Consider the following 23,476-nt stretch of genomic DNA (forward strand, 5'->3'; position numbering starts at 1 on the left):
GCGCAACGCGCAGGCGGCGCCCGCGCCCGCCGCTCAGTGCGCGACGATCGCCGGCACCGGCAGGTGGTGGCGCATCCGGACCGACAGGTGCAGGCCTCCGCGGCGGGCCAGCACGACGGCGATCACGGCCGCAGCCGCAGCGGGGACGCCGCCGGCGACCATCATCCCGACGTGTGCGCCGAAGTGGTCGACGACCTGGCCCATGATCGGCCCGCCGATCGCCTGTCCGCCGAGCAGCACCAGGACGTAGAGCGACATCACGCGGCCACGGATCGCCACGTTCGACGACAGCTGCACGAGCGAGTTCGAGGCCGTCATGAACAGCAGCTGTGACATCCCCACGGCGACGAGCGCCACCGTGAACGGCGCGATGGCCGGGATCGACCCCGAGACGACGAGGAGCACGCCCGTCCAGAACACCCCGCCGACGATGGTCCGCAGCCGGACGACCGCTCGTCGGGTGGACAGCAGGGCCCCGGCCAGGGCGCCGACCGCGACGGCCGAGTTGAAGACCCCGTAGCCGCCGGCACCGACGTCGTAGACCTGTGACGCGAAGGCGGACAGCAGCACGGGCATCGTCAGCGCGAAGACCGAGAAGAACGCGACGAGGATCACCGGCACGATGATCGTCGGCTTCGCCACGGCGTAGCGCAGGCCCTCCACCAGCTGACCCTTGCCGCGTGGGGCCGGGGGTGTGCGGTGCAGTTCGGAGACCTTGAGGAACCCGAGGGTCACGACGACGGCGACGCACGCGATCGCGTTGACGCCGAACGACCACCCCGCGCCGACCGCCACGAGCAGGGCGCCGGACAGCGCGGGGCCGATCATGCCGCCCAGCTGGAACACCGACGAGTTCACGCTGATGGCGTTCCGCAGGTGCTGGTGCCCGACGATCTCGGTGACGAACACCTGCCGCGCCGGGTTGTCGACGACCGTGACCATGCCGACCAGGAACGCGATCACCCAGATGTGCCAGGCCTCGACCACGCCGGCGAGGGTCAGCACGGCCAGCAGCGCGGACAGCACCGCGAAGGCGCCCTGCGTGATCATCATGAGCGCACGCTTCGAGAACCGATCGACCAGCACGCCGCCGAGCAGCCCGAACAGCAGCATCGGCGCGAACTGGCACGCCACGGTGATGCCGACCTGCGCCACCGACCCGGTCAGCTGCAGCACGAGCCAGTCCTGTGCGATGCGCTGCATCCACCCGGCGGTCATCGCGACCAGGTTCGTCGCCGTGAACAGCCGGAAGTTCGGCACGGACAGGGCGATGAGCGTGTGGCGCCAGGGTGGCCGGGTGGTCTGGACGGGGAGCGGTTCGGTGGGCGGTGGGAGGGTCGTCGGTGACGCACTCACGGTGTGGGGTCCTCCGGACGTCGGCGTGGATCTGGTACCCCATCGAAACTACGTGGTCGCGCGTCATTCGACACCCCTATGGTGGCTATCACTCCATTGCGATGTCGAATGAGGTCGCACCGACGGAAGGCGCGACGTGCTCGATCCGGTCCTGTTGCAGACGTTCCTGGCCGTGGCGGAGACGGGCAGCTTCACGCAGGCGGGCGCCCGGCTCGGCATCAGCCAGCCGACGGTGTCGCAGCACGTGCGTCGGCTCGAGACGGCGGTGTCGCGCACCCTGGTCGCACGGGACACCCGCGGCGTCGCACTGACGGACAACGGTGATGCGATGGCCGGGTTCGCGCGGACGATCCTCGCCGCGCACGCCACAGCCGACGCCTACTTCTCCGGCGCCGCGACCCGCGGGCGGCTGCGGTTCGGGGCGGCCGACGACCTGGCCATCACGCAGCTGCCGCGGATCCTGCGGGACTTCCGTCGGCTGCACCCGCAGGTGAACCTCGAGCTCACGGTGAACCAGTCGGCTCCGTTGCTCCGCCGCGTGCACGCCGGACAGCTCGACCTGGTGTTCATCAAGCAGACCGCGGGGGAGTCCGCCGAGGGCACCCGGGTCGCCACCGACCAGATGGTGTGGATGGCGCAGGACGGCATCGCCCTCGAGCCCGGGGAGCCCGTGCCGCTCATCGCCTACCAGGCGCCGAGCATCAGTCGGCAGATGGCGATCGACGCGCTCGAGGCCGCCGGCCGCACCTGGCGCATCACCTGCAACACCCGCGACGTCAACGGGGTGCTCGCCGCGGTGCGCGCGGGCATCGGCGTGGCGGTGTTCCCGCACTCGCTCATCCCGGCGGACCTGGTGAAGGTGTCGCAGCGGCTCGCGCTGCCGGACCTGCCCGCGGTCGACTACGTCCTCATCGCGAACCCGACGGTGCAGCGCGAGCCGATCGACGCGCTGACGAACGCGATCCTGTCGCGCGGGGTCGTCCGCGCCGTCTGAGCCGCGGTCGGGTCGGGCGCCCACGTGGACGCGACGCGGGCGTGGGCACGGCGTGGGCGCGGGCGCGGGCGCGGGCACGGGCACGACGCCGGCGTGGTGCTTCGACGCCGCCGAGTCACCGAGTCACCGAGACGCCGCTGTTTCCGGAGGCGTCTCGACGGCGGGGCGGCGTGTTGCTGAGACGACGGCGTGTTGCCGAGACGCCGGCGTGGTGCTTCAGCGCCGCGGAGTCAGCGAGACGCCGCTGTTTCCGGAGGCGTCTCGACGGCCAAGCGGCGTGTTGCTGAGACGACGGCGTCTCGCGACAAGAGAGGGGACCTCGACGCCGCCGCCGCCTCCGCTACGGCGCGAGCGTCGGGGTCGTGCCGGTCCCGGTCAGGTCCGGCAGCGTCACGCCCGCGAGCGGCAGGAGCGCAGCGGCCACCGCCCAGAGCAGCACCAGCGTGCCCACCCCGCCGAGGACCGCACCGAGCAACCCGACCGGCCGCTGCCACGTCGCCAGGGGGTTCCGCACGGTGGCGATGGAGAGCACCAGCGCGAGCACGCCGAGCACCAGGCCGACACCGTGCACGGTCGTCGGCGTGGTGAACCACCAGGCCGCGAGTCCGATCGTCGCGGCTCCGGCGACGGCGCCGAGCACCGCGCCCGGCGTCACGCCGACCAGGGGGCGTCGGTCCGGCGTCGCGGCCGACGTGGGCTGCTCGATCGCCTCGGTCGGGAGGCCCGGGTCGGCCCCGGCGGACACGTCCGGTGCCACGGACGGTGCGACCGGAGCCACGGGCGGCCGGGTCGCATCGGGTGCGGTCGGAGCTGCCGACGCGGACGGGGCAGCGTGCAGGACGGCGTCGAACGAACGGGTGGGCGGGGTCGGCGCGGGCTTGGCTGCCCGCTGGTGTGCGAAGCGTCGGGGCGTGCGGTAGCCGATCGGGCCGACGGGCTCCGGCTCGGTGCCCTCGACGACGACGTGCTCGAGTCCGGGTACCGAGAACCGCGGCTGTCCGGCGCCCGGCGCGATCGGTGCGGCGGGCGGGACGGGCGGAGCGGGTACGACGGGCGCAGCGGTCGGCGCCGGACGGGCGGACTGCGCCACGACGGCGGGCTCGACCGGCACCGCGGGGACGACCGCGGCGGGAGCAGGGACCACCGCACCGTCCGCCGGGGTGCTGGCCGCGTCGCCGGTCGTCGGCTCGGGGGCGGCCGCGGGGCCCGCGGTCACCGGGGACACCGGCATGGCGAGCGCCGCGCCGGGGGTGATCGCCGCCGGGGGAGCCGCCGGGTTCTCGAACGGCACGGTGTGCACGTTCGGCGACATCGGCGCCGGGGGAAGCAGGTCCTCCTGCGGCGGGTAGTCGGGGGCGGGGGCGTCGGCCTCCACCAGGGACGCGATGGACGCGGGCACCGCGGACGACGCGACCGCGGTGGTCGGCACCGGCGCCGCGTGGGCGGCGTGCGTCGGGGCGGGGGTGGGGCGTGCCTCCAGGCCGGTGTCGGCGGCCTGAGCGACGGGCGCGACCTCGTCGACGGGCGGTGCGGTGACCCAGGCCGGGACGGGTCGGCGCGGGCGGTCCGAATCCAGCATGCGATGCGATGCCACTGCGGCGCTCCTTCCGTCGACTGATCCTCGTCAGTTGTACCGGCAACCGCTGAACGTGACGCAGCCCCAGTTCCGGGGTCGCCGGTACGGTCGGGTGATGACCGGAATCGAACACCGTCCCCTGGGGCCCTCGGGGCTCGTCGTCTCCACCGTCGGCCTCGGCTGCAACAACTTCGGGCGGCCGGGCACCGCGTCCGAGTCGCAGGAGGGCACCGACGCCGTCGTGCACGCGGCGCTGGACGCCGGCGTCACCCTGTTCGACACCGCCGACATCTACGGTGGCGCTCCTGGTATGTCCGAGGAGATGCTCGGCCGGTCCATCGCCGGTCGCCGCGACGAGGTCGTCCTCGCCACCAAGTTCGGCATGGACATGCAGGGCGCCAACGGCCCGGACTGGGGCGTCCGCGGGTCACGGCGGTACGTCCGCCTTGCCGTCGAGTCGTCCCTGCGTCGCCTCGGTACGGACTGGATCGACCTGTACCAGATGCACCGCCCCGACGACGTGACCCCGATCGAGGAGACGCTGTCCGTCCTCGACGACCTGGTGCGCGAGGGCAAGATCCGGTACGTCGGGCACTCCAACTTCGCCGGGTGGCAGATCGCCGAGGCCGAGCTCACCGCCTCCATAGCGGGGACGACGGCCTTCGTGTCCGCGCAGAACGAGTACAGCCCGCTCGCCCGCGCCGCCGAGGCCGAGGTGCTGCCTGCCGTGCGGGCGTACGCGCTCGGGTTCCTGCCGTTCTTCCCGCTGTACAACGGCCTGCTGACCGGCAAGTACACGAAGGGCGGCGGACCTGCCGACGGACGCCTGTCGACGTCGAAGCCGCAGCTGCTCGAGGACGCTCCGTGGGAGGTGCTCGAGGACTACCAGCGCTTCTGCGACGAGCGCGGCGTCACCATGCTCCAGGCGACCTTCGCGTGGCTGCTCGCCCAGCCCGGGCTGTCGAGCGTGATCGCCGGGGCGACCAAGCCCGAGCAGATCCGGCAGAACGTCGAGGCCGGCACGACGTGGACCCCGAGCGAGGACGACATCGCCGACATGACGGTGCTGTTCGACCGCGCCGTCGCCTGAGCCGAGGGTGCCGCGCGAGCGGCCCGGCGGATGCTGACGGTGCCGCTCGACCGGTGGGAGCGGCCCGACGCGTGTCGACCGGGCCGCTCGATCGGCGTGAGCGGGCGCTACCGCGTGGCGACCGCCAGGGCGTCGCGCAGCTCGGCGGCGGTCAGCCGCGGGCCGTAGCCGGGGGTGTCCCGCTGGATGGGCCAGCCCTCGGCGAGGGGACCGGCGTCCACGACGTCGAACCCGAAGGCGTCGATGAGGTCCGTGACGACCTGCTTCGCCGCCGCGTCGTCACCCGCGACCACGAGGGCACGTCGGTCGGGGGTGCCGGCGGGGGTCGCGTGTCCGGTCAGGTCCGCCGCGCCGATGTGGTTGAAGGCCTTGACCACGTGGGCGCCGGGCAGGTGGTCCTGCAGCAGCTCCGCCGTGGTCGTCGACTCGTCGTCGAGGGCGGCGATGTGGCCGTCGCGCTCCGGGTAGTAGTTGTTCGTGTCGATGACGACCTTGCCGACCAGGGGCTCGACGGGGATCGTCTCGATGGCGGCGAGCGGCGTCGTCACGATGACGACCTCGCCCGCGGCGGCCGCCTCGTCACGGGTGCCCGCTCGGGCGCCCTCGCCGAGTTCCGCGACCAGGTCGGTCAGGGTCTCCGGGCCGCGGGAGTTCGCGATCACCACCTGGTGACCGTTCCGCACCGCGAGCCGTGCGAGCTGGGATCCGATGTTGCCTGCGCCGATGATGCCGATCGTTGTCATGGTGTCCCTGCAACGCGGTGGGGCGTGCTGCATTCCCGGTGGGGCGTACTCGCGCCGCGCGGAGCATGATGGCGGGCATGGACCACGAGTTCCGCGACGAGACCGACCAGGACCGCTACGCGATGTACGTCGACGGCGAGCTCGTCAGCGTGCTCGACTACCGGGTCAACGGCGACGCCGTCGCGTTCCCGCACACCTACACGGTGCCGAAGCACCGCGGCCACGGCTACGCGGCGGAACTCGTGGAGTACGCCGTCGCCGACGTCGAGGCGACCACCACGAAGCGCATCGTGCCGATGTGCTGGTTCGTCGGCAAGTGGTTCGACGAGCACCCCGAGAAGGCAGACCTGCTCAGCCGCGGCGCCGCGGACTGAGCTCCGGACGAAGGGGCGCGACATGCCCACCATCACCCCGTTCCTCTGGTACGACGACCAGGCCGAACAGGCGGCCGAGCACTACGTCGGCCTGTTCCCCGACAGCCGTGTCGACAGTGTCAGCCGGATGCCGGACGGCCGCGCGCTCGTGGTCGAGTTCACGCTGCTCGGTCGGCCCTACCGGGCGATGAACGGCGGTCCCGGGCACCCGCACACCGACGCCGTGTCGTTCCAGGTCGACGTGGACACGCAGGACGAGCTCGACCGGGTCTGGGACGCCCTGCTCGCCCACGGCGGCAGCCCGATGGCGTGCGGCTGGCTGCAGGACCGCTGGGGCCTGGCATGGCAGGTGACGCCGTCGATGCTCGGCGACCTGATGAGCGGCTCCGGGGACCCGGCCGCCAACCAGCGGGTGTTCGACGCGATGGTGCAGATGGTGAAACTGGACATCCCCGCGCTGCAGGCGGCCGCATCGGGACGCTGACTCCCCGGTCCGCGTACCCGCCGGTATGGTGACCGCAGGAACAGACCGCCGGCCGGCGCCGGCGCAGACAGGCTGGAGCGATCATGGACCACCCGAGCTCCGAGGGTCGGGACAGCGACGTCAGCCGCGCCTACACCGAGCTCGCCCGGATCACCCGCCGCGCGAGCATCCGCGCCCGCGGCTCGGACGAGGTGCTGAGCGTCGTCGACCAGTCGCTCGTCGACTTCGTCGTGCAGCACCCGGGGTGCATGGCCATCGACATCGCCCGGTACCTGCGTCTCAACCGGTCGACGATCTCGCGGCAGCTGTCCGGGCTGCTCGCCGCCGGGCTCGTCCGCACCACCGAGGGCGGCAGCGGCAACGCGAAGCCGCTCGAGGCCACCGACGCCGGTCGCGCCGCACTGCAGCGATCCGTGCAGCTGCACCGCGACGCGCTGCACGAACGGCTCGCCGACTGGTCGGACGACGACGTCGCACTGCTGGCCGGTCTGCTCGAACGACTCGGTGCCGCCGACGAGGCCGGACTCCCGATGCCCGGGCCGACGCAGCCGTGACCACCTCGTTCGTCCTGCTGTCGGACACCCACCTGCCCAAGCGCGCGAAGGACCTGCCTGCCGGACTGTGGGCCGACATCGACGCCGCCGACCTGGTGGTGCACGCGGGGGACTGGGTGGACATCGCCACGCTCGACGCCGTGCAGGGGCGATCCCGCCGGTTCGAAGGGGTCCGGGGCAACAACGACGGACCCGCGTTCGACGACCGGCTGCCCCTGGTGGCACGGTTCGTGGTCGAGGGGCTCCGCTTCGCCCTGGTGCACGAGACCGGCGCGGCGACCGGACGGGAACGCCGGATGGACGCCGCCCACCCGGACACCGACGTGCTCGTCTTCGGGCACTCGCACATCCCGTGGGACACCGTGGCGCCGTCCGGCATGCGGCTGCTCAACCCCGGGTCGCCCACGGACCGCCGCCGGCAACCCGACCACACCTGGATGCGCGGCACCGTCAGCGGCACGGACCTGACCGTCGACCTCGTGCGGTTGCCGCCCGCTGCGCGCTGAACCGCCGGTGCCGCCCGGTGCGGGACCGAGACCCGGCTGAGCGGACGTTCCTCGGGTCCGCAGACCCGAGGAACGTCCGTCAGCGCGAGACGCGGGCCGCGCGGCCGGCCGGGCCGCCGTCGGCCGCCGGAGCTCCGCCGCCGGCCGGGCCGCCGTCGGCCGCCGGAGCTCCGCCGCTGGCCGCCACGCCCTCCGTCGGCATCCGGAAGAAGGCGAGCTCCCACTCGACCGAACGGCGGGACGCCCGTGCCATCCGGCCCCGCTCCTCGGGCGTCACCGCGGCCGCGAGCTCCTCGACGAGCCGGGTGGCCTCGGCGCTCGCCGCGGCGAACCCGGGGTCCCCGTAGGCGGTGATCCAGTCGGCGAAGGCGTGCCCCTCCGGCGCTGCGCCGAGCTGCGACCCGACCCAGGCGTAGACCCGGAAGCACGGCAGCACCGCGGCGGCCAGGACCGCGGCCGAGCCGGTGTCGGCAGCGGCCTGCAGGTGTGCGAGGTAGCCGGCGCACGTCGGGTGCACCGGATCGTCGGCGTGGGTGCCGGCGAGCCGTCGGTGGTGCAGGTCGCGAGCCTCGTCGGCGCACCCCTGCGCCGCCGACGCCCAGAAGGCAGCAGCAACACCGGTGTCCGCAGCAACACCCTCGTCAGCCCCGCCAGCGCCGGCGAGCGCCGCCAGGTGCCGCTCGTACGCCCGCAGGTAGTGCACGTCCTGCGCCAGGTACCCCGCGAACACCTCCGCCCCGAGCGTCCCGTCGCGCAGCCCCACCAGGAACGCGCACGCGATCGTCTCCCGCAGCACGTCGGCGGCGTCTGCCCACCACACGTCCGTGTACGACAGCGTCGGCAGCGCGGCTCGCGCCGACGCCCCGTGGTCGATCGGCCCGGCACCACTCCCGACCGACAGTGCGTCGGCCCCGCGCAGTGCCACCGTGAGCCACTGCTTCGCCACCCCGACCGCGAGCTCCCAGTCACCGTGCCGAGCAGCCAGTGTCGCGATCGCGCTCGACAGTGAGCACCCCGTGCCGTGGGTGTTCGTCGTGGCCACACGGGGAGCGGAGAAGACCCGCACCGACCCGTCCGGTGCGACCAGCAGGTCGTCGGAGGTCGGCCCGTCGTCGTGCCCGCCCTTCGCCAGCACGAGCACGTCCCACCGCGCCGCCACCACCTGCGCGGCCGCCAGCGACGACGAAGAAGACGCCGACGCAGCCGACGACCCCGCCGACCCAGCAGACGCCGACGACGCACCCCCAGCACCCCCAGCGACCCCGGCACCCCCGGCACCCCCACCGCTCCCGGCCAGCTCCACCAGCACCCCGAGCTCGTCCCGGTTCGGCGTGACCAGGTCGGCGAGCTCGAGCAGGTCGGCCATCGCGGCCGAGGCGTCCTCGTCCAGCAACCGGTCACCGCTCGTCGCGACCATCACCGGGTCGACCACCACCACGGCCGGCCGGTGCTCCCGCAGCCAGTCGGTCACCACCCGCACCACGGGAGCGGTGCCGAGCATGCCCGTCTTCACCGCGTCGATGGTGACGTCGTCCGACACCGCGTCGAGCTGCTCGCGCAGGAACCCGACGTCCGGCACGTGCACCGACCGCACCCCGTGCGTGTTCTGGGCGACGAGCGCCGTCACGACCCCCATCCCGTACCCGTCGTGCGCGGCGATCGCCTTCAGGTCCGCCTGCATCCCGGCCCCGCCCGTCGGGTCGGTGCCGGCGATGCTCAGCACCCGCGGCACGCTCATGCGCCCGCCCCGTGCTGCGCGGACCCGGTCTGGAGGCGCGGCGCACCCTCCGGCGCCCACCCCACTCCCGCCCCGTGGTCGGCTCCACCGCCCCAGGCCGCCACGTACGCCGCCGCGGCGGATCCGGGGTCGGCTGCGGCGCAGATGCCCGACACCACCGCGACGCCCGCGGCACCGGCGGCGCGCAGGGGGTCGACGTCGTCCAGGGTGACCCCGCCGATCGCCACGCACGGCAGGTCGGTCGCGGCGGCGAGCCGGGCGAAGCCGTCGTGGCCGAGCGCCGGCGGGTGGTCGGCCTTCGTCGCCGTGGGGTGCACGACCCCGACGCCGAGCAGGTCGACGGTGCCGCGGGGGAGCCGCTCGACGGCCGACAGGTGCCCGAGCGTGTTCGCGGTGAGGCCCACGTGCGCACCGGGGCCGAGCAGTGCCCGGGCCGCGGCGACCGGCACGTCGGACTGCCCGAGGTGCACGCCGGCGACCCGGTGCCCGTCCCGCCGGGCAACGAGGGCGACGTCGAGCCGGTCGTCGACCACGACGGCGGCACGGTCGCCCACCGCCCCGGCCACGGCGACGGTGAGCGCGAGCAGGTCCCGCGCCGACGCGTCCTTGTCGCGCACCTGCACGATCCGCACCCCGGCCTGCACCGCGGCCCGGACGACGCCGAGCACCCCGACGCCGTGCCGGTCGGCCAGGGCTCCGTCGGTCACCAGGTAGACGCCGAGGTCGCGCCGCTGCCCGGTCACGCCGGCACCGCCGCGGACTCGACGGTGATCCGGGCCGTCCGCACGACCTGCTCCGGGGTCAGCGACGCCAACCGGTCGAGGAACAGCGGCTGGAACGAGCCGGGTCCACCGGCCTCCTGCGCGGCGAGCTCCGCGGCGATGGTGTGCACCGCGGTGGCGGCGACCGCGGCGGCTCCGGCGTCGTCCGGCGACACCGCGGTGAACGCGGCGACCACCGCTCCCAGGGCGCAGCCGCCCCCGGTGATGCGCGTCAGCAGCTCGGTGCCGTTCGCGACCCGGACCACGCCCGTCGCCGGGGCGACCAGCAGGTCGACGGGACCGGACACGGCCACCGCGTCCACGAGCCTCCCGTCCTGACCCGGAACCGGACCCGGATCGGAACTCGTGACGGCGGCGATCGCAGCGGCGCGGGCGTCCTCGGTGCCCGCGGTGCTGTCGACCCCGCGACCACCGGCCGAGGCGCCGAGCAGCGCGAGCACCTCCGACGCGTTGCCGCGCAGCACCGTCGGGTGCATCGCCAGCAGGTCGCGGGCCAGCGCCGTCCGCACCGGGAGCGACCCGACGGCCACCGGGTCGAGCACCCAGGGCGTCCCGGCGTCGCGGGCAGCGGGCACCGCTTCGAGCGCGGCGACCCGCGGTTCGGCGTGCGGGGTGCCCGTGTTCACCAGCAGGGCGTCGGCGACCCGGGCGAACGGTCCCGCCTCCGTCGCGACGTCGACCATCGCGGCAGAGGCCCCGAGCGCGAGCAGCACGTTCGCCGTGACGTTCTGCACGACGGTGTTCGTGATGCAGTGCACCAGCGGGGCCCGGGCGCGCACGGCCTCGAGCAGTTCGGCGGTCCGGTGGCCCCAGTCGTGGGTGGGCGCAGCGTTCTCCATGGACGATCCCTTCGCGAGTACGAGCTCGAGCAGGTTCGACGGGTGTGATCTCAGCCGCTGGTTGCGGCACCCCGTGTCTCGGGCGACACCGTACACGACGTCCGGTGACGACTCCGAGGCCGGGTCCGAGCACCGTGTGCCAGGGTTGGACCGTGCCAGACTCGACGCCTCCCGGGCCGCCACCCGGCCCCCGCGACCCCGGCGACGCCTGGGCGATCGGTCCGGACGGCACGAAGGCGTGGGGACGCTTCGGCGCCGCGGGCCTGCTCGTCGACGACGGCGCCGGACGCGTGCTGCTGCAGCACCGCGTCGAGTGGAGCCACCACGGGGGCACCTGGGGCATCCCCGGCGGCGCCCGCCACCAGCACGAGGACGCCGTGACGGCCGCGCTCCGCGAGTCCGCCGAGGAAGCCGGCGTGCCGGACGACGCCGTCGACCTGCGCCACACAGCCCTGCTCGACCTGGGGTTCTGGACCTACACGACGGTGGTGGGGCGCGCCTCCCGGCCGTTCGAACCGGTGATCGCCGACCGCGAGAGCCTCGCGCTCTCGTGGATCCCGATCGACCAGGTGGACGCACTCCCGCTGCACCCGGGGTTCGGAGCGTCGTGGCCGGCGCTCCGCGCCGTGGTGACGACCACGCCGCACGTCGTCGTCGACGCCGCGAACGTCGTCGGCAGCACGCCGGACGGCTGGTGGAAGGACCGCGCCGGTGCCGCCTCGCGTCTGCTGTCGTCGGTGACGGCGCTCGCCGCGGACGGGGTCGAGTCGTCGCTGCTCGACCTGCCGTTCGCCCGGTGGTGGCCGCGCTGGACGGTGGTGCTCGAGGGCGAGGCACGTGCAGCGTCCGACCCCGAGGCACGCGCAACAGCCGACCCGGAGGCACGAGCAGCCGCCGTCGAGGTGGTGCGCGCTCCCGGCTCCGGCGACGACGCGATCGTCGAGGCCGCACGACGCGCGGGTGACGCCGGCGACGGGCCGGTCGTGGTCGTGACCGCCGACCGGGAGCTCCGCGCGCGGGTCGAGTCGTCCGGCGCGGCTGTACGTGGACCGGGGTGGCTGCGCGAGCAGACCGACGCACGGAGCCGCCTTCCGCACTGACCGGGACAGCCCTGGTCGGTGCCGGTACGCTGGCGGTCCGTCAACGGAGACGCACACCCCCAGGAGGATCCCGTGGAGCGCATCACCAGGGCCGACGACCGCGTCCACCGCCCCGCAGGGCCGTGGACCCCCACGGTGCACCGGCTGCTCGCGCACCTGCACGAGCAGGGCTTCGTGGCCGCGCCGGAACCCATCGCCCTCGGCGACGCCCTCGAGACGGTGTCGTTCGTGCCCGGGGTCGCGGGGGAGTACCCCTGGACCGAGGACGTCGCGAGCGAGGCTGCCCTGGTCACCAGCGCCCGGCTGCTCCGGCAGTTCCACGACGCCGCCGCCACGTACCCGCGCGAGGACACCGCGGACGTCTGGTCGCAGGCCGACCGCGCCCCGGTCGAGACGATCGTGCACGGCGACTTCGCCCCGTACAACTGCGTGTACGACGGCATCGCCGCCGTCGGACTGATCGACTTCGACACCGCGCACCCCGGGCCGCGCGTCTGGGACGTCGCGAGCGCCGTGTACCGCTTCGCGCCGTTCACCACGGGCGCCGTCGAGGGGGCCACCGCGCCCCGGCTCGACGACCGCCTGGCACGGGCCGCGGAGTTCTGCCGCGCCTACGACCTCGACGCCCGGTCGCGCGCGGTCCTCGTCGAGACGATGATCGCGTCCCTCGTGGCCCTGGTCACCACGATCGAGCACGAGGCGGCCGCCGGCAACCCGAAGTTCCTCAGCGACCTGCGGCACGGGCACGCGGACCTGTACCGGGCCGACGTGGCCTACCTGGAGCAGCACGCCGACGCCGTCACCGCCGCCGTCGCCTGACGCCGACACCCAGTCCACACGCAGGGCGCTCGCGGCGGACTCCGACACCGCCTCGGGTAATGTCGCAGGGCCATGACCGACAGCCCCGCCGACGCGACCCCGTACGAGGTGCTCGGCGTCCCCGCCTCCGCCGACGACGACACCCTCCGCCGCGCCTACCGGCGTGCGGCCCGCGAGTCCCACCCCGACCTCGGCGGTGACGCCCAGCGGTTCCGCCGGGTGCAGCTCGCCTGGGAACGCATCGGCACCCCCGCGGCCCGCCGCGCCTACGACGTCGGTTCCCGCGGGTACGCCGGCCAGACCGCCTCCGGTCCGTCCGCTGCGTCAGCCGGGAGGCCCGACACCGGTCGCGACGCCTACGCACCTCCGGCAGCGCGCCGCGACTCCCGCCCCCGGGCACGGTCCCACGGACATCCCGGCGGTCGCTCGCGCGAGGTGTTCCTGCAGGCGGAGCGCGAGTGGGTCGGGCTCGGCGACCCCATCGAGGACCCGTACGACCCCGCCCTGATCCGCTCCGCACCGCGACACATCCGGCGGCTGCTCGCCGAGGCCCTCGCCGAGGAGGCCACCGCCGCCATCGTGTCCGACATGGGCATCGGCGTCACGGTGTGGCACGACCTGGACGCCGGGTCCGAGGGCAAGCTCGACCACGCCGTCCTGACCCCGAGCGGACTCTGGGCGGTCGAGTCCATCGACTGGGGCGCCCCGGTGCGCGTCGAGCACGGCGAGGTCGTGGGGGAGACGCTCGCGGCGGGGGAGCGTCCGGTCAAGGAGCTCGTCCGTGCCGCCCGGGCCGTGCAGAAGCAGACGCGCGTGCGGTTCACCGGGCGACTGCTCGTCGTGCCGGACGCCGCGGTCGACGGGGACGTGCAGCTCGTCGGCTCGCCGAAGAAGCCGACGGCACTCGTCGTCCGCCGCAGCGCGCTCGCCCAGGTGCTCAACGGCGTGTGGTCGCCGGCCGGCTCGGTCGACGTCTTCGACATCCGCGACCGGCTGCAGCAGACCGTCCGGTTCGTCTGATGCCGGAGCCGGTCGTCATCGAGGTCGGCGGGTGGGAGCACGAGTGCTGTGGCCTCGCGGTCGAGATCGGCGACGTCAGGGAGTACTGGGTCGTGTCCGCCGACGGCGCCCGGCGGTTCGCGGAGGTCCGGCACGACGCGGCCAGGACCCAGTCGATCCGCGGCCGGGTGGTCGAGCTGTACGCCTTGGGCGTCGGCGGTCGGGTCGCGATCGAACGGCTCCCGAGCGGCTCGGCGCTGTGCGGCAACGACGAGGACGACGACGGGCACCTCGAGGCACGGTGGACCGGGCAGCCGATCGAGGTCGAGTGGGACGGCGAGACGGCGTTCGAGGTCGTCGTCGACCCGTACGGCAAGCGGCGCTGAGCGGTCCGGAGCCGCAGGGCGGTCAGTACCCGCGGAGCTTCTCGAGGTCGCGGCGCTCCCGCTTGCTCGGGCGTCCCGCGCCGCGCTCGCGCACCGGCACGAACCCGGCCTCCTCCTTGGGCAGCCGCGGCGGGGTCCGGTCCTCGAAGTGCTTCGCCGCCTCGGGGGCACTCGTGCGCTTCAGGATGATGCCGGTGACCACGACGATCCGGTCGAACCCGTTCTGCCGGACGCGGACCTCGTCACCGGGGCCGATCGGCTGCGCGGGCTTCGCGCGCTCCCCGTTCACCCGGACGTGCCCGGCCTTGCACGCGGCGGTCGCGGCGGAGCGGGTCTTCGTGATCCGCACCGCCCAGATCCAGCTGTCCACGCGCGCCTTGGCCATCCCCTCACTCTAGGCCGCCCGTCCCCGCGGTCCCCCGGTTCCGCGGTCGGTCGGGCCCGCCGTCGTACGCTGACACGGTGACCACGGGTGAGCAGGCTGCGATCGCGCGGGCCCGTGGCCTCGGGGTGCTGCACGACGCCGTGATCGGCGACCGGCTGGTGGTCCGCGCACACCAGGGCGACGGCGCACAGGACGCCCTCGGTGACCTCGTCGCGCGGACGGCCGACACCGTGACGATCGCCACGCGCCGCGGCCCCGTCGCGGTCCGGCTCGCGGACGTCGTCGCCGCGAAGCGGGTCCCACCGCCCCCGCCGCCTCGCGCCCGTCGTCGCTGACCTCGCGCCGTGCCACCCCGGCGAGCCGCCGCACCGCGCGCACGCCCCGCCCGTAGCCTCGGACCATGGCAGTCCCCGTCCCGCTCGGCACCGAGGACCGCACCGCCCGCCTGACCCTCCGCCGCCCGGACCACTGGCGCCGCGAGGACACCGCCCAGGCGGACCTGCGCGTCACCGGCGACGACGTCGTCCTCACCGTCCGCTCCCGTCCGAGCGACCGCGCGATCGGCGACGAGAACACCGGGCTCCTCGCACGACTGCCCGGTTCCGTCGACGGTCTGCTGCTGGTCGGCTGCGACCCCTGGACCACCGCGGGCGCCCCGGCCCGACTGGTCGAGTACGTGCGACCCGACGAGGGCGGTGACGTCGCCGGCACGCACCTGCTCTTCGTCACCGGGCGGCACCGTGTCGACCTGACCATCGAACGTCCGCTGGCCCGACTGCTCGCGACCGACGAGCTCGTGCTCGCCGTCCTCGAGAGCGTGCGTGCCGCCGAGCCGGTCCCGGTCCGCCCCGAGCGCGACCTCGAACCCCTGCCGGCCCCCGGGGCGGCTCCCGTGCTCGACGGGCCCCGTCTCAGCGCAGCGGCCGTCGGGACGCTGACGAGCCTGGCGGGACGGCGGTGGGACCCCACCCTGCTCCGCACAGCCGCGGGCCGGGAACTCATCGACGCGGGCCTCGTCGGCCGCCTCGGCACCCTGCCCGAGGCGACCCAGGCCCTGCTCGAGCCCTGGCAGGGCGACGCCCAGCCGGTCACGCTGGAACAGCACCTGCCCGACGGAGGCGCGTCGCGCCTCCAGGCCTGGTCGCAGACCGTCGTCGACGGGACGGACGAGGCGGGATCCGTGGTCGCGTCCGTCACGCCGGACCGCGTGGTCGCGCTGGCGGCCGGGAGGCTCGGCATCGGTCCGACGTGGACCTTCCCGTTCCGCACGGGGTCGCTGCCGGCGCACCTGCTCGGGCGGAAGCTCGCCGGAGGGGCGGACGCCCCGGACCTGCCGGCGTCGATCGTCGAGGCGGACCCGCGGCTGGCGCGGTTCTGGGCGGCGCCCTGGACGGTCTCGTACCTGCGGCGTCCGAGCCGGCCGAACCCGGTCACGATCGTGCGGGCCGAGGGGCAGGGGTTCGCGCGCGTGGGGACGACGACGGCCGGGGAGACCGCCTTCCGGACGGACTCCCCGGCCAACGTGTACCGGTCGGTGGTGCGGGCGCTGCTGGGCTGAGCGGGGTACCGCGGGGCTGCGCGTCCGCTCTCCGCTCAGGCTGCGGGTCCGGCGGTCAGGGTGACCGTGACGGTCTTCGCCGCGCCGGTGGTGTCGGTGTAGTGCACCACGACCTCGTCGCCGACGTCGTGCGACTGCACGACCTGGGTCAGCTGGTCCGAGGTCGTCACCGCCGTGCCGTCGATGCTCGTGATGGTGTCCCCGGCGACCAGCCCGGCGCGCGCGGCACCGGAGCCCTCGACCGTGCCGGCGACGGCGACGCCGCCGGTGGCACCGGTGGTGCCGCTCACCTGTACCCCGAGGAACGCGGGGAGCCCGATGGTGATGGTGTCCGACGCCTCGCCGGCCAGGATCTTCTGCGCGATCGTCTTCGCCGTCGCGATCGGGATGGCGTAGCCGGTGACGTCCGCGCTGCCCGAGGACGCCGCGGTCGCCATGCCGACGACCTCGCCCTCGCTGTCGACGACCGGCCCGCCGGAGTCACCCGACACGATGTCCGCCGCGACCTCGATCAGCCCCTGCAGGGACTCGGTGCCCGTGCCGGACTCGCTCTGCACCTGGATGTCCTGGTCGGTGGCCGTGACGGTGCCCTCGGCGGCGACCAGGTCCCCGGTGCCCTCGGCGTTGCCGACGTCGGTCACGGTGTCACCGACCGAGGGGTCGCCGTCGTCGTCGAGCGTGACGGTGGACAGCCCCGAGGCGTCGCGGAGCTTCAGCACGGCGACGTCGTTCGTGGCGTCGGCACCCACGACGTCGGCGGTGTACTCCTTGCCGGTGGTCTCGTCGGTGACGACGATGCTCGTCGCGCCCTGGATGACGTGGTTGTTCGTCAGGACGGTGCCGTCCGAGGTCAGGACCATGCCCGTGCCGGCGGCCTGCGACGAGCGGTCGTAGCCCAGGACGGTGTTGATCGTCACGACGCCCCGCTTCTGGGCGGCGGTCGCCGCGGTGGCCGCTGACGGGGCCGTGCCGGTCCCCGTGCCGTCGGTGCCGTCGGTGCCGCCGCTCGTCCCGGTGCCGTCGCCGGGCACGGTGAAGCCGTTCGTGCCGTCGCCGAAGTCGGAACCCGTGTCGGTGCCGGTGCCGGAACCGGAACCGGTGCCCGGCAGGGTGGTCGTGCCCTGGGACTGGCTCGACGTCTTGGTGGTGCCGTGCGACGACAGCCCGAACGCCGTCCCGCCCGCCGCCCCGACGATGGCGAGGGCCGCGACGCCGGCGCCGATCGCGAGCCCGATGCGACGAGGACGCCTGCCGGTGACCCCGGCGTGGTCGGCCGAGGCCGCGGCGGTGGCCCAGCCCTGGTTCGCGCCCAGCAGTGCCGGGCTGCCGACCAGGAACGGGCCACGCCCGTCCGGCGCGTAGGCGTAGGGGCCGGATCCGTCGGGCCCGTACAGGTACGGACCGGTGCCGTCGAACGCGTAGGCCGAGCGCAGGGTGGCCCGATCGGCGTGCGGCGCGTCCCAGGGGGTGCCGGGCGCCTGCTGCTGCGCGGACCCGGTGCGGGCGGTGCCGTTCTCGTCGTGGTCGGCGGCGGCGGGGTTCGGGGTCTCGTTCATCGGTGTTCTCCGGTCGTTCCTCGGCGGCCCGGTCGGGCGTCGATGGCAACCAGTACAGGGCGGTTCCCCATGACGAGCCTATGAACGCACCAAGTGCCGGCTCCGGGCTTGCTCGGGGGACGCCGTACGAGGGCGGGGGTTAGGGTTGCCTCACTCCTCATGCGTCCCGCCCCGTCCACGCCCCCGGCCCCCAGCCCCGTCTCCCGACTCGTCGGAGCGACCGTGCTGTCCGTCGTCGTCCTCGTCGTGGCGTGTGCCCTGTCGATCGCGTTCGGGTCGCGGCCGATCCCGCTCGGCACCGTGTTGGACACCGTGCTGCACCCGGGGCGCAACGACGAGGTGGGGCTCATCGTCTTCGGCAACCGGGTACCCCGCACCGTCGTCGGGCTGCTCGCCGGATCGGCCCTCGGTGTCGCCGGCGCGGTGATGCAGGGCGTGACCCGCAACCCCCTGGCCGACCCGAGCATCCTCGGGATCAACTCGGGCGCGACCCTGGCGATCGTGACCGGCATCGCCCTGTTCGGCGTGAGCGGCACCGCGACGTACCTGCCGTTCGCCTTCGTCGGTGCCGCACTCGCGGCCCTGCTCGTCTACGGCGTCGCCGCGGCCGCCCGCCGCGGGTTGTCGCCCGTCGGCCTCGCCCTGTCCGGAGCCGTCGTCGCCGCCGCGCTGTCCTCGGTGACCACGGCGGTGCTCGTGACCGACCAGAGCCTGCTCGACCAGCTGCGCTTCTGGCAGGTCGGCGCGCTCGCGGGCAAGGACCTGGCGACGGCCGGGGTGGTCACCGTCCCCGTGCTCGTCGGCCTCGTCATCGCGTTCGCCCTCGGCCGGTCGCTCAACACCCTCGCGCTCGGTGACGAACTGGCGGCGTCGCTCGGGCAGCGGGTCGTGCTCGTCCGCGCCGTCGGCGGGGTCGTCGCCGTGCTGCTGGCCGGATCGGCCGTCGCCGCAGCCGGCCCCGTCGCGTTCGTCGGCCTCGCCGTGCCGCACGCGGTCCGCCGGCTGAGCGGGCCGGACCACCGGTGGACGATCCTGCTGTCGGCGATCGTCGCCCCCGCGCTGCTGCTCGTCGCCGACGTCGTCGGGCGGCTCGTCGCGTACCCGGGGGAGCTGCAGGTCGGCATCGTCACCGCGCTCATCGGCGCACCAGTGTTCATCGCACTGGTCCGGTCGCGGGCGGTGCGGGGACTGTGAGCGGCGTCCGTCGCCCGACCGGCCCCCGACTGACCGCGCTCCGCCGCGAGGCCGTCGTCCTCGTCGCCGTCGTCGCCGTGATCGCGGTGCTCGTGCTGGTCGGGCTCGGCGCGGGATCGATCCCGCTGTCGCCGGGGCAGGTCGTCGCGGGCCTCGCCGGGCAGGGCGACCGGATCTCCGACTTCGTCATCGGACAGCTGCGCGGCCCCCGGGTCCTCGGCGCGGTGCTCGTCGGCGGCAGCCTCGGGGTCGCCGGCGCCATCGTGCAGAGCGTGGTGCGGAACCCCATCGCGAGCCCCGACGTCATCGGGGTCACCTCGGGTGCGAGTGCCGCCGGCCTGACCGCCATCGTGCTGTTCGGAGCGTCCGGCGGCACGTTGTTCTCGGTCGTGCTCGTCGGTGCCGTCGTGGTGTCCACCGTGATCGCGGCGCTGGCCTGGCGTCGGGGCATCACCGGCAACCGCGTCGTCCTGGTCGGCATCGGCGTCGCCGCCGTGTGCTTGAGCATCACCGGGTGGATGCTCACGAGCGGGTCGGTCACGCAGGCCGGCACCGCGCTGCTCTGGCTCTCGGGCAGCCTGAACGCCGTGGACCGCGACCTGGTCGGCGTGCTCGGCGTCGCGTTCGTCGTGCTCCTGGTGCTCGCGCTGCTGCAGTCCGCGCGCCTGCAGGTCCTGGGCCTCGGCGACGAGGTGGCTGCGGCGCTCGGACTCCGGCCGGACCGGGCGAAGGTGCTGCTCCTGCTGACCGCTGTGTGCATGACGGCCGCCGCCGTCGCGACCGCCGGCCCGGTGTCGTTCGTGGCGCTGATGGCCGCGCCGATCGCCCGTCGGCTGGTCGGCGGGGGCCGGGTCGCGCTCGCCCCGGCGGCCGCGGTCGGTGCCGCGATCACGCTCGGCAGTGACCTGATCGCACAGTTCGCGATCCCCGGCAACGCTCTGCCGGTCGGTGTCGTCACCGGCGTGGTCGGTGCGCCGTACCTGCTCTGGTTGCTCGCGCGCGGACGCTGAGCCGGTGCCCTGCGCCCGGCGGGACCCCCACCGGACGGGAGGCGCGGTGCGGCCGCGCCACGCGCCTCCGGTGGGTCCGTCCGCGCCGCTCGCGCGTGGCTGCGCGTTCGCGGATCGCGGAAGTCTCTCCACAGTCCCCGATCGGGGCTGCCGTTCCGGCCCTCGTTTCCGATACGCTGATGGGCCAAGAGGAGGAGGTCCACCGATGCCAGATCCAGTGGTCCCGCAGCCGGGCGGTCAGAAGACCCCGGAGCAGCGGCTGGTCGACACCACGCTGACCTTCAGCATGGACATGGGAGCGGCGCTCACCGCCGAGTCCGGTGTCTCGAGCGAAGAGCGTGACGCCGTGAACGCCCTGCCGTCCGGCTCGGCCTTGCTCGTGGTCCGCCGCGGCCCGAACGTGGGCGCGCGGTTCCTCCTCGACTCCGACGTCACGACGGCCGGTCGGCACCCCGACGCCGACATCTTCCTCGACGACGTCACGGTCTCGCGCAAGCACGCGCAGTTCCTGCGCCACGGCACGAGCTTCAGCGTCAAGGACAACGGCTCGCTGAACGGCACGTACTTCGACGGTGTGCGCATCGACGAAGCGCTGCTCACCGACGGCGCCGAGGTCCAGGTCGGCAAGTTCCGCCTCACGTTCTACGCATCCCGGGTCGACCTGGCGCGCCTGGCGAACGCGTAGTGGCCGCACGGTCCGCTGCGGCCCGGGCGGGGTCCGCGGCCCCGGACCTGCTCACGATCGGGCAGGTCCTCGCTCGCCTCAAGCCCGAGTTCCCGGACCTGTCGAGCTCCAAGCTGCGGTTCCTCGAGGAGCGCGAGCTCGTCACCCCGATCCGCACGGCCAGCGGCTACCGCAAGTTCTCCGCCGCCGACGTCGAGCGGCTCCGGGTGATCCTGGGCCTGCAGCGTGACCACTACCTCCCGCTCAAGGTCATCAAGGACTACCTTGCCGACCTCGACGCCGGTCGCGAGCCCGTGCTCCCCGGCGGTGGCGACGCGCCCCGCCCCTCGATCCTCGGCCGGGAACGCCGCCACACCCGCGACGAGACCGTCCGGGCCGCCGGCGCCTCGCCGATGCTGCTCGCCGATGCCGTCTCCGCATCACTGCTCCCGGCGACGGAGACCTACGGCGACGACAGCGTGTCGGTGCTGAAGGCACTGGTCGAGCTGCAGCGCACGGGCATCGAGCCGCGGCACCTCCGCACCCTGCGCAGCACCGCCGAGCGCGAGGTCGGACTCATCGAGTCGGCGCTCATGCCCGTCTCGCGCCGTGGTGACGCCACGTCCCGGGCCAAGGCCACCGAGCTCGCACGCGAGATCGCCGGCCACCTCGAGATCATCCGGTCGAACCTCATCCGCCAGGCCATCGGTCGTCTCGACGCATGACGCCGGCGGGTGTCCCGACGGGGGTTGTGTGTCGGTGGTTCGGGCGTATCCTCGACACGCCGGACGCGCCGGGTCGGATGTCCCGCGCGGGAGCGGTCGGAGTCGCTACCGTGGACCTCGGAACAACTCTCAACCCGTCGTTGAAGCTTCGGGTGGGAGCTCGATCGTCGTGGAAGGCAAGCTCATGAGTGGGAACGACACCCCTGGCACCGAGTCTGATGTGACCCGGTACGACCTCGGGCTGCTCTTCACCGATGGTCTGCCCGAGCACGACGAGCAGAACGGCTACCGCGGCACCGTCGCCGCGCGCGCAGCCGGCATCTCGTACCGTCAGCTCGACTACTGGGCCCGTACCGAACTCGTGCAGCCCACCATCCGCGGGGCCGCCGGCTCCGGCTCGCAGCGCCTCTACGGGTTCCGCGACATCCTCGTGCTCAAGCTCGTCAAGCGCCTGCTCGACACCGGCATCTCCCTGCAGCAGATCCGCACCGCCGTGAACCAGCTGCGCGAGTCGGGCGTGTCCGACCTCGCCCAGACCACCCTGATGTCCGACGGCGCCTCGGTCTACCTGTGCACCTCGGACGACGAGGTCATCGACCTGGTGTCCCGCGGCCAGGGCGTGTTCGGCATCGCCGTCGGCAAGGTCCTGCGCGAGGTCGAGAGCTCCCTCGTCGAGCTCGACGCCACCGCTGCGGCGGACCCCTCCGACGAGCTCGCCGCTCGTCGCGCTTCCCGCGCTTCCTGACCAGGTTCTCGTCCCGCGGCTCGGCCCGGGTGGTCACGAACCGCCGTGCGCGCGTCGCCGACTGGTCACGGGCTGTCGGCTGCGACCTTGCCGTCCGACAGTCGGTGACCGCTCGGCGGACGTGAGTGGCGTGTCGTGACCGCTGGGCGAGCCGGACCCGGGCGCGTCTGCCGGGGGCGGGGTGCGCCTCCTGGCAGTCGGCGCGTGGCCACGAACCGTCGCGTGCGCGTCGCCGGGTGGTCACGAACCGCCGTGTGCACGTCGCCGACTGGTCACGGGCTGTCGGCTGCGATTTTGCCGTCCGACAGTCGGTGACCGCTCGGCGGACGTGAGCGACGTGTCGTGGCCGCACCGCCACAACGAGCTGAGGTCGCACTCCGGCCCAGTACCGGCAGTCGGTACTGGGCCGGAGTGCGACCTCGACGTGTCGCGACGGGCGTGCGAACTAGGCGGCGCCGCCGTCGGCGTAGGGGCCGATCTTGCCCGTCCGCATGATGCGCTCGAGCAGCTGGTCGAAGTTCTTCGCCATCTCCTGCGCGGACTCGCCGGGCCACACGTGCAGCGGCTTCGCGGCACCCTGCGCCTGCTGCAGCGACGTGCGCTCCGGCAGCTGCGGGGAGAGCACGAGCGGGCCGAACATGTCCCGGAGCTCCTTGATGCGGAACTGGTGCTCGAGCGACTGCACGCGGGCACGGTTCACGATGATGCCGAGGGGCTGCAGGCGGGGGGAGAGTCCGCGGCGGATCTCCTCGATGGCCCGCAGGGCACGGTCGGCGGCGGCGACGGAGAACAGGCCGGGCTCGGTGACGACGGTCACGCGGTCGGACGCAGCCCACGCGGTGCGGGTCAGGGCGTTCAGCGACGGCGCGCAGTCGATGAGCACGAGCTCGTAGTCCTGCTCAACGTTGGCCAGGGCCTCTTCGAGCTTCCAGATGTCGCGGATCGAGGGGTGCGGCCCGTCGAAGTTGATGGCCGAGGGCGATCCGACCATCACGTCGATCTTGCCCTGGGAGCCCTTCGTCCAGCCCGAGGGGGCGATCGCCTGACGGACGATCTTCTCCTTCGGGTTCTCGAGGACGTCCGCCACGTTGAGGTGGCCGGCGAGGTTGATGTCGAGGCCGGTCGAGACGTCGGACTGCGGGTCCAGATCCACCACCAGCGTGCGCAGTCCCTTGGCGAACGCGGCCGAGGTCAGGCCGAGCGTCACCGTCGTCTTGCCGACACCACCCTTGAGGGAGCTCACGCTGAGTACATGCACGATCAGCAACGTTACCGCCACTAGGGTTGTCTCACCTCAAC

26 protein-coding genes and 1 riboswitch are annotated in these 23,476 nt (G+C 73.9%); of the genes, 17 read left to right on the forward strand and 9 right to left on the reverse strand.

Annotated features, from left to right (window positions below):
- Positions 1-33 precede the first annotated feature (33 nt).
- Positions 34-1,356, reverse strand: a complete 1,323-nt coding sequence (locus I8920_RS06105) for an MFS transporter (protein WP_198658249.1) — start codon at positions 1,354-1,356, stop codon at positions 34-36.
- A 136-nt stretch (positions 1,357-1,492) separates the two neighbouring features.
- On the opposite strand from I8920_RS06105, the gene I8920_RS06110 reads away from it, so the two are divergent.
- The gene (locus I8920_RS06110; protein ID WP_198658250.1) at positions 1,493-2,350 is read left to right on the forward strand and encodes a LysR substrate-binding domain-containing protein; all 858 of its coding nucleotides are present in this window, start codon (positions 1,493-1,495) and stop codon (positions 2,348-2,350) included.
- Between the two features lie 340 nt (positions 2,351-2,690).
- Here I8920_RS06110 and I8920_RS06115 read toward each other — a convergent pair whose 3' ends face one another.
- Entirely contained in the window at positions 2,691-3,929 is a 1,239-nt protein-coding gene (locus I8920_RS06115; RefSeq protein WP_198658251.1) for a hypothetical protein, read from the reverse strand.
- Positions 3,930-4,041: 112 nt separating this feature from the next.
- Between I8920_RS06115 and I8920_RS06120 the strand changes: the two genes are divergently transcribed.
- Positions 4,042-5,016, forward strand: coding sequence for an aldo/keto reductase (locus tag I8920_RS06120; RefSeq protein ID WP_198658252.1), 975 nt, complete (start codon positions 4,042-4,044; stop codon positions 5,014-5,016).
- 107 nt (positions 5,017-5,123) lie between these two features.
- Here I8920_RS06120 and I8920_RS06125 read toward each other — a convergent pair whose 3' ends face one another.
- The gene (locus tag I8920_RS06125) at positions 5,124-5,759 is read right to left on the reverse strand and encodes an NADPH-dependent F420 reductase (RefSeq protein ID WP_198658253.1); all 636 of its coding nucleotides are present in this window, start codon (positions 5,757-5,759) and stop codon (positions 5,124-5,126) included.
- Between the two features lie 77 nt (positions 5,760-5,836).
- On the opposite strand from I8920_RS06125, the gene I8920_RS06130 reads away from it, so the two are divergent.
- The 4 genes from I8920_RS06130 (at position 5,837) to I8920_RS06145 (ending at position 7,677) form a co-directional block, all read left to right on the forward strand.
- Entirely contained in the window at positions 5,837-6,133 is a 297-nt protein-coding gene (locus I8920_RS06130; protein ID WP_198658254.1) for a GNAT family N-acetyltransferase, read from the forward strand.
- A 22-nt stretch (positions 6,134-6,155) separates the two neighbouring features.
- Positions 6,156-6,617: a VOC family protein gene (locus I8920_RS06135; protein ID WP_198658255.1), complete on the forward strand. Its 462-nt coding sequence runs from the start codon at positions 6,156-6,158 to the stop codon at positions 6,615-6,617.
- 83 nt (positions 6,618-6,700) lie between these two features.
- Positions 6,701-7,171 carry a MarR family winged helix-turn-helix transcriptional regulator gene (locus I8920_RS06140; RefSeq protein ID WP_198658256.1) on the forward strand — a complete coding sequence of 157 codons (471 nt, stop codon included), beginning with the start codon at positions 6,701-6,703 and terminating at the stop codon, positions 7,169-7,171.
- On the forward strand, positions 7,168-7,677 hold the full coding sequence (locus I8920_RS06145) for a metallophosphoesterase family protein (RefSeq protein WP_198658257.1): 510 nt from the start codon (positions 7,168-7,170) through the stop codon (positions 7,675-7,677). Before I8920_RS06140 ends, I8920_RS06145 begins: the two co-directional genes overlap by 4 nt.
- A 79-nt stretch (positions 7,678-7,756) precedes the next feature.
- Here I8920_RS06145 and I8920_RS06150 read toward each other — a convergent pair whose 3' ends face one another.
- The 3 genes from I8920_RS06150 to thiM form a co-directional block, all read right to left on the reverse strand.
- Positions 7,757-9,415 carry a bifunctional hydroxymethylpyrimidine kinase/phosphomethylpyrimidine kinase gene (locus tag I8920_RS06150; protein ID WP_198658258.1) on the reverse strand — a complete coding sequence of 553 codons (1,659 nt, stop codon included), beginning with the start codon at positions 9,413-9,415 and terminating at the stop codon, positions 7,757-7,759.
- Positions 9,412-10,158: a thiamine phosphate synthase gene (gene thiE / locus I8920_RS06155; RefSeq protein WP_232832840.1), complete on the reverse strand. Its 747-nt coding sequence runs from the start codon at positions 10,156-10,158 to the stop codon at positions 9,412-9,414. The genes I8920_RS06150 and thiE overlap by 4 nt, the downstream gene beginning before the upstream one ends.
- The gene (thiM, locus tag I8920_RS06160; protein ID WP_198658259.1) at positions 10,155-11,036 is read right to left on the reverse strand and encodes a hydroxyethylthiazole kinase; all 882 of its coding nucleotides are present in this window, start codon (positions 11,034-11,036) and stop codon (positions 10,155-10,157) included. Before thiM ends, thiE begins: the two co-directional genes overlap by 4 nt.
- Positions 11,025-11,120, reverse strand: a riboswitch (TPP riboswitch). (Overlaps the previous gene by 12 nt.)
- Positions 11,121-11,188: 68 nt before the next feature.
- On the opposite strand from thiM, the gene I8920_RS06165 reads away from it, so the two are divergent.
- The 4 genes from I8920_RS06165 to I8920_RS06180 all read left to right on the forward strand — a co-directional run bounded on the left by I8920_RS06165 (position 11,189) and on the right by I8920_RS06180 (position 14,340).
- Positions 11,189-12,136 (forward strand): NUDIX domain-containing protein, encoded by a 948-nt coding sequence (locus tag I8920_RS06165; protein WP_198658260.1) that lies wholly within the window; start codon positions 11,189-11,191, stop codon positions 12,134-12,136.
- A gap of 72 nt (positions 12,137-12,208) precedes the next feature.
- Entirely contained in the window at positions 12,209-12,955 is a 747-nt protein-coding gene (locus I8920_RS06170; protein WP_198658261.1) for a phosphotransferase enzyme family protein, read from the forward strand.
- Positions 12,956-13,027: 72 nt separating this feature from the next.
- Positions 13,028-13,975, forward strand: coding sequence for a J domain-containing protein (locus tag I8920_RS06175; protein ID WP_198658262.1), 948 nt, complete (start codon positions 13,028-13,030; stop codon positions 13,973-13,975).
- Entirely contained in the window at positions 13,975-14,340 is a 366-nt protein-coding gene (locus I8920_RS06180) for a hypothetical protein (RefSeq protein WP_198658263.1), read from the forward strand. The genes I8920_RS06175 and I8920_RS06180 overlap by 1 nt, the downstream gene beginning before the upstream one ends.
- Before the next feature lie 22 nt (positions 14,341-14,362).
- Here I8920_RS06180 and I8920_RS06185 read toward each other — a convergent pair whose 3' ends face one another.
- Positions 14,363-14,725 (reverse strand): RNA-binding S4 domain-containing protein, encoded by a 363-nt coding sequence (locus I8920_RS06185; RefSeq protein ID WP_198658264.1) that lies wholly within the window; start codon positions 14,723-14,725, stop codon positions 14,363-14,365.
- A 77-nt stretch (positions 14,726-14,802) separates the two neighbouring features.
- Between I8920_RS06185 and I8920_RS06190 the strand changes: the two genes are divergently transcribed.
- Together I8920_RS06190 and I8920_RS06195 are read left to right on the forward strand one after the other, a co-directional pair.
- Complete coding sequence (locus I8920_RS06190) at positions 14,803-15,060, forward strand: hypothetical protein (protein WP_232832841.1); 258 nt, start codon at positions 14,803-14,805, stop codon at positions 15,058-15,060.
- Positions 15,061-15,125: 65 nt separating this feature from the next.
- Positions 15,126-16,283, forward strand: a complete 1,158-nt coding sequence (locus I8920_RS06195; RefSeq protein WP_198658265.1) for a hypothetical protein — start codon at positions 15,126-15,128, stop codon at positions 16,281-16,283.
- A gap of 35 nt (positions 16,284-16,318) precedes the next feature.
- On the opposite strand, the gene I8920_RS06200 is transcribed toward I8920_RS06195, so the two are convergent.
- Positions 16,319-17,839, reverse strand: coding sequence for a S1C family serine protease (locus tag I8920_RS06200; protein ID WP_198658266.1), 1,521 nt, complete (start codon positions 17,837-17,839; stop codon positions 16,319-16,321).
- Between the two features lie 159 nt (positions 17,840-17,998).
- Between I8920_RS06200 and I8920_RS06205 the strand changes: the two genes are divergently transcribed.
- The 5 genes from I8920_RS06205 to I8920_RS06225 all read left to right on the forward strand — a co-directional run bounded on the left by I8920_RS06205 (position 17,999) and on the right by I8920_RS06225 (position 22,177).
- A complete protein-coding gene (locus I8920_RS06205) occupies positions 17,999-19,033 on the forward strand; it encodes a FecCD family ABC transporter permease (RefSeq protein WP_198658267.1) in 1,035 nt (344 codons plus the stop codon).
- The gene (locus I8920_RS06210) at positions 19,030-20,043 is read left to right on the forward strand and encodes a FecCD family ABC transporter permease (RefSeq protein ID WP_232832842.1); all 1,014 of its coding nucleotides are present in this window, start codon (positions 19,030-19,032) and stop codon (positions 20,041-20,043) included. The genes I8920_RS06205 and I8920_RS06210 overlap by 4 nt, the downstream gene beginning before the upstream one ends.
- Before the next feature lie 205 nt (positions 20,044-20,248).
- Positions 20,249-20,728 (forward strand): FHA domain-containing protein, encoded by a 480-nt coding sequence (locus I8920_RS06215; protein ID WP_198658268.1) that lies wholly within the window; start codon positions 20,249-20,251, stop codon positions 20,726-20,728.
- Positions 20,728-21,432, forward strand: coding sequence for a transcriptional regulator FtsR (gene ftsR / locus I8920_RS06220; protein ID WP_198658269.1), 705 nt, complete (start codon positions 20,728-20,730; stop codon positions 21,430-21,432). Before I8920_RS06215 ends, ftsR begins: the two co-directional genes overlap by 1 nt.
- Before the next feature lie 184 nt (positions 21,433-21,616).
- Positions 21,617-22,177, forward strand: a complete 561-nt coding sequence (locus tag I8920_RS06225; protein ID WP_027465231.1) for a MerR family transcriptional regulator — start codon at positions 21,617-21,619, stop codon at positions 22,175-22,177.
- 445 nt (positions 22,178-22,622) lie between these two features.
- Here I8920_RS06225 and I8920_RS06230 read toward each other — a convergent pair whose 3' ends face one another.
- Positions 22,623-23,435 carry a ParA family protein gene (locus I8920_RS06230; RefSeq protein ID WP_110892730.1) on the reverse strand — a complete coding sequence of 271 codons (813 nt, stop codon included), beginning with the start codon at positions 23,433-23,435 and terminating at the stop codon, positions 22,623-22,625.
- Between the last annotated feature and the right edge of the window lie 41 nt (positions 23,436-23,476).

The organism is Curtobacterium sp. YC1 (assembly GCF_016267665.1).
In the GTDB taxonomy this organism is placed as follows: domain Bacteria; phylum Actinomycetota; class Actinomycetes; order Actinomycetales; family Microbacteriaceae; genus Curtobacterium.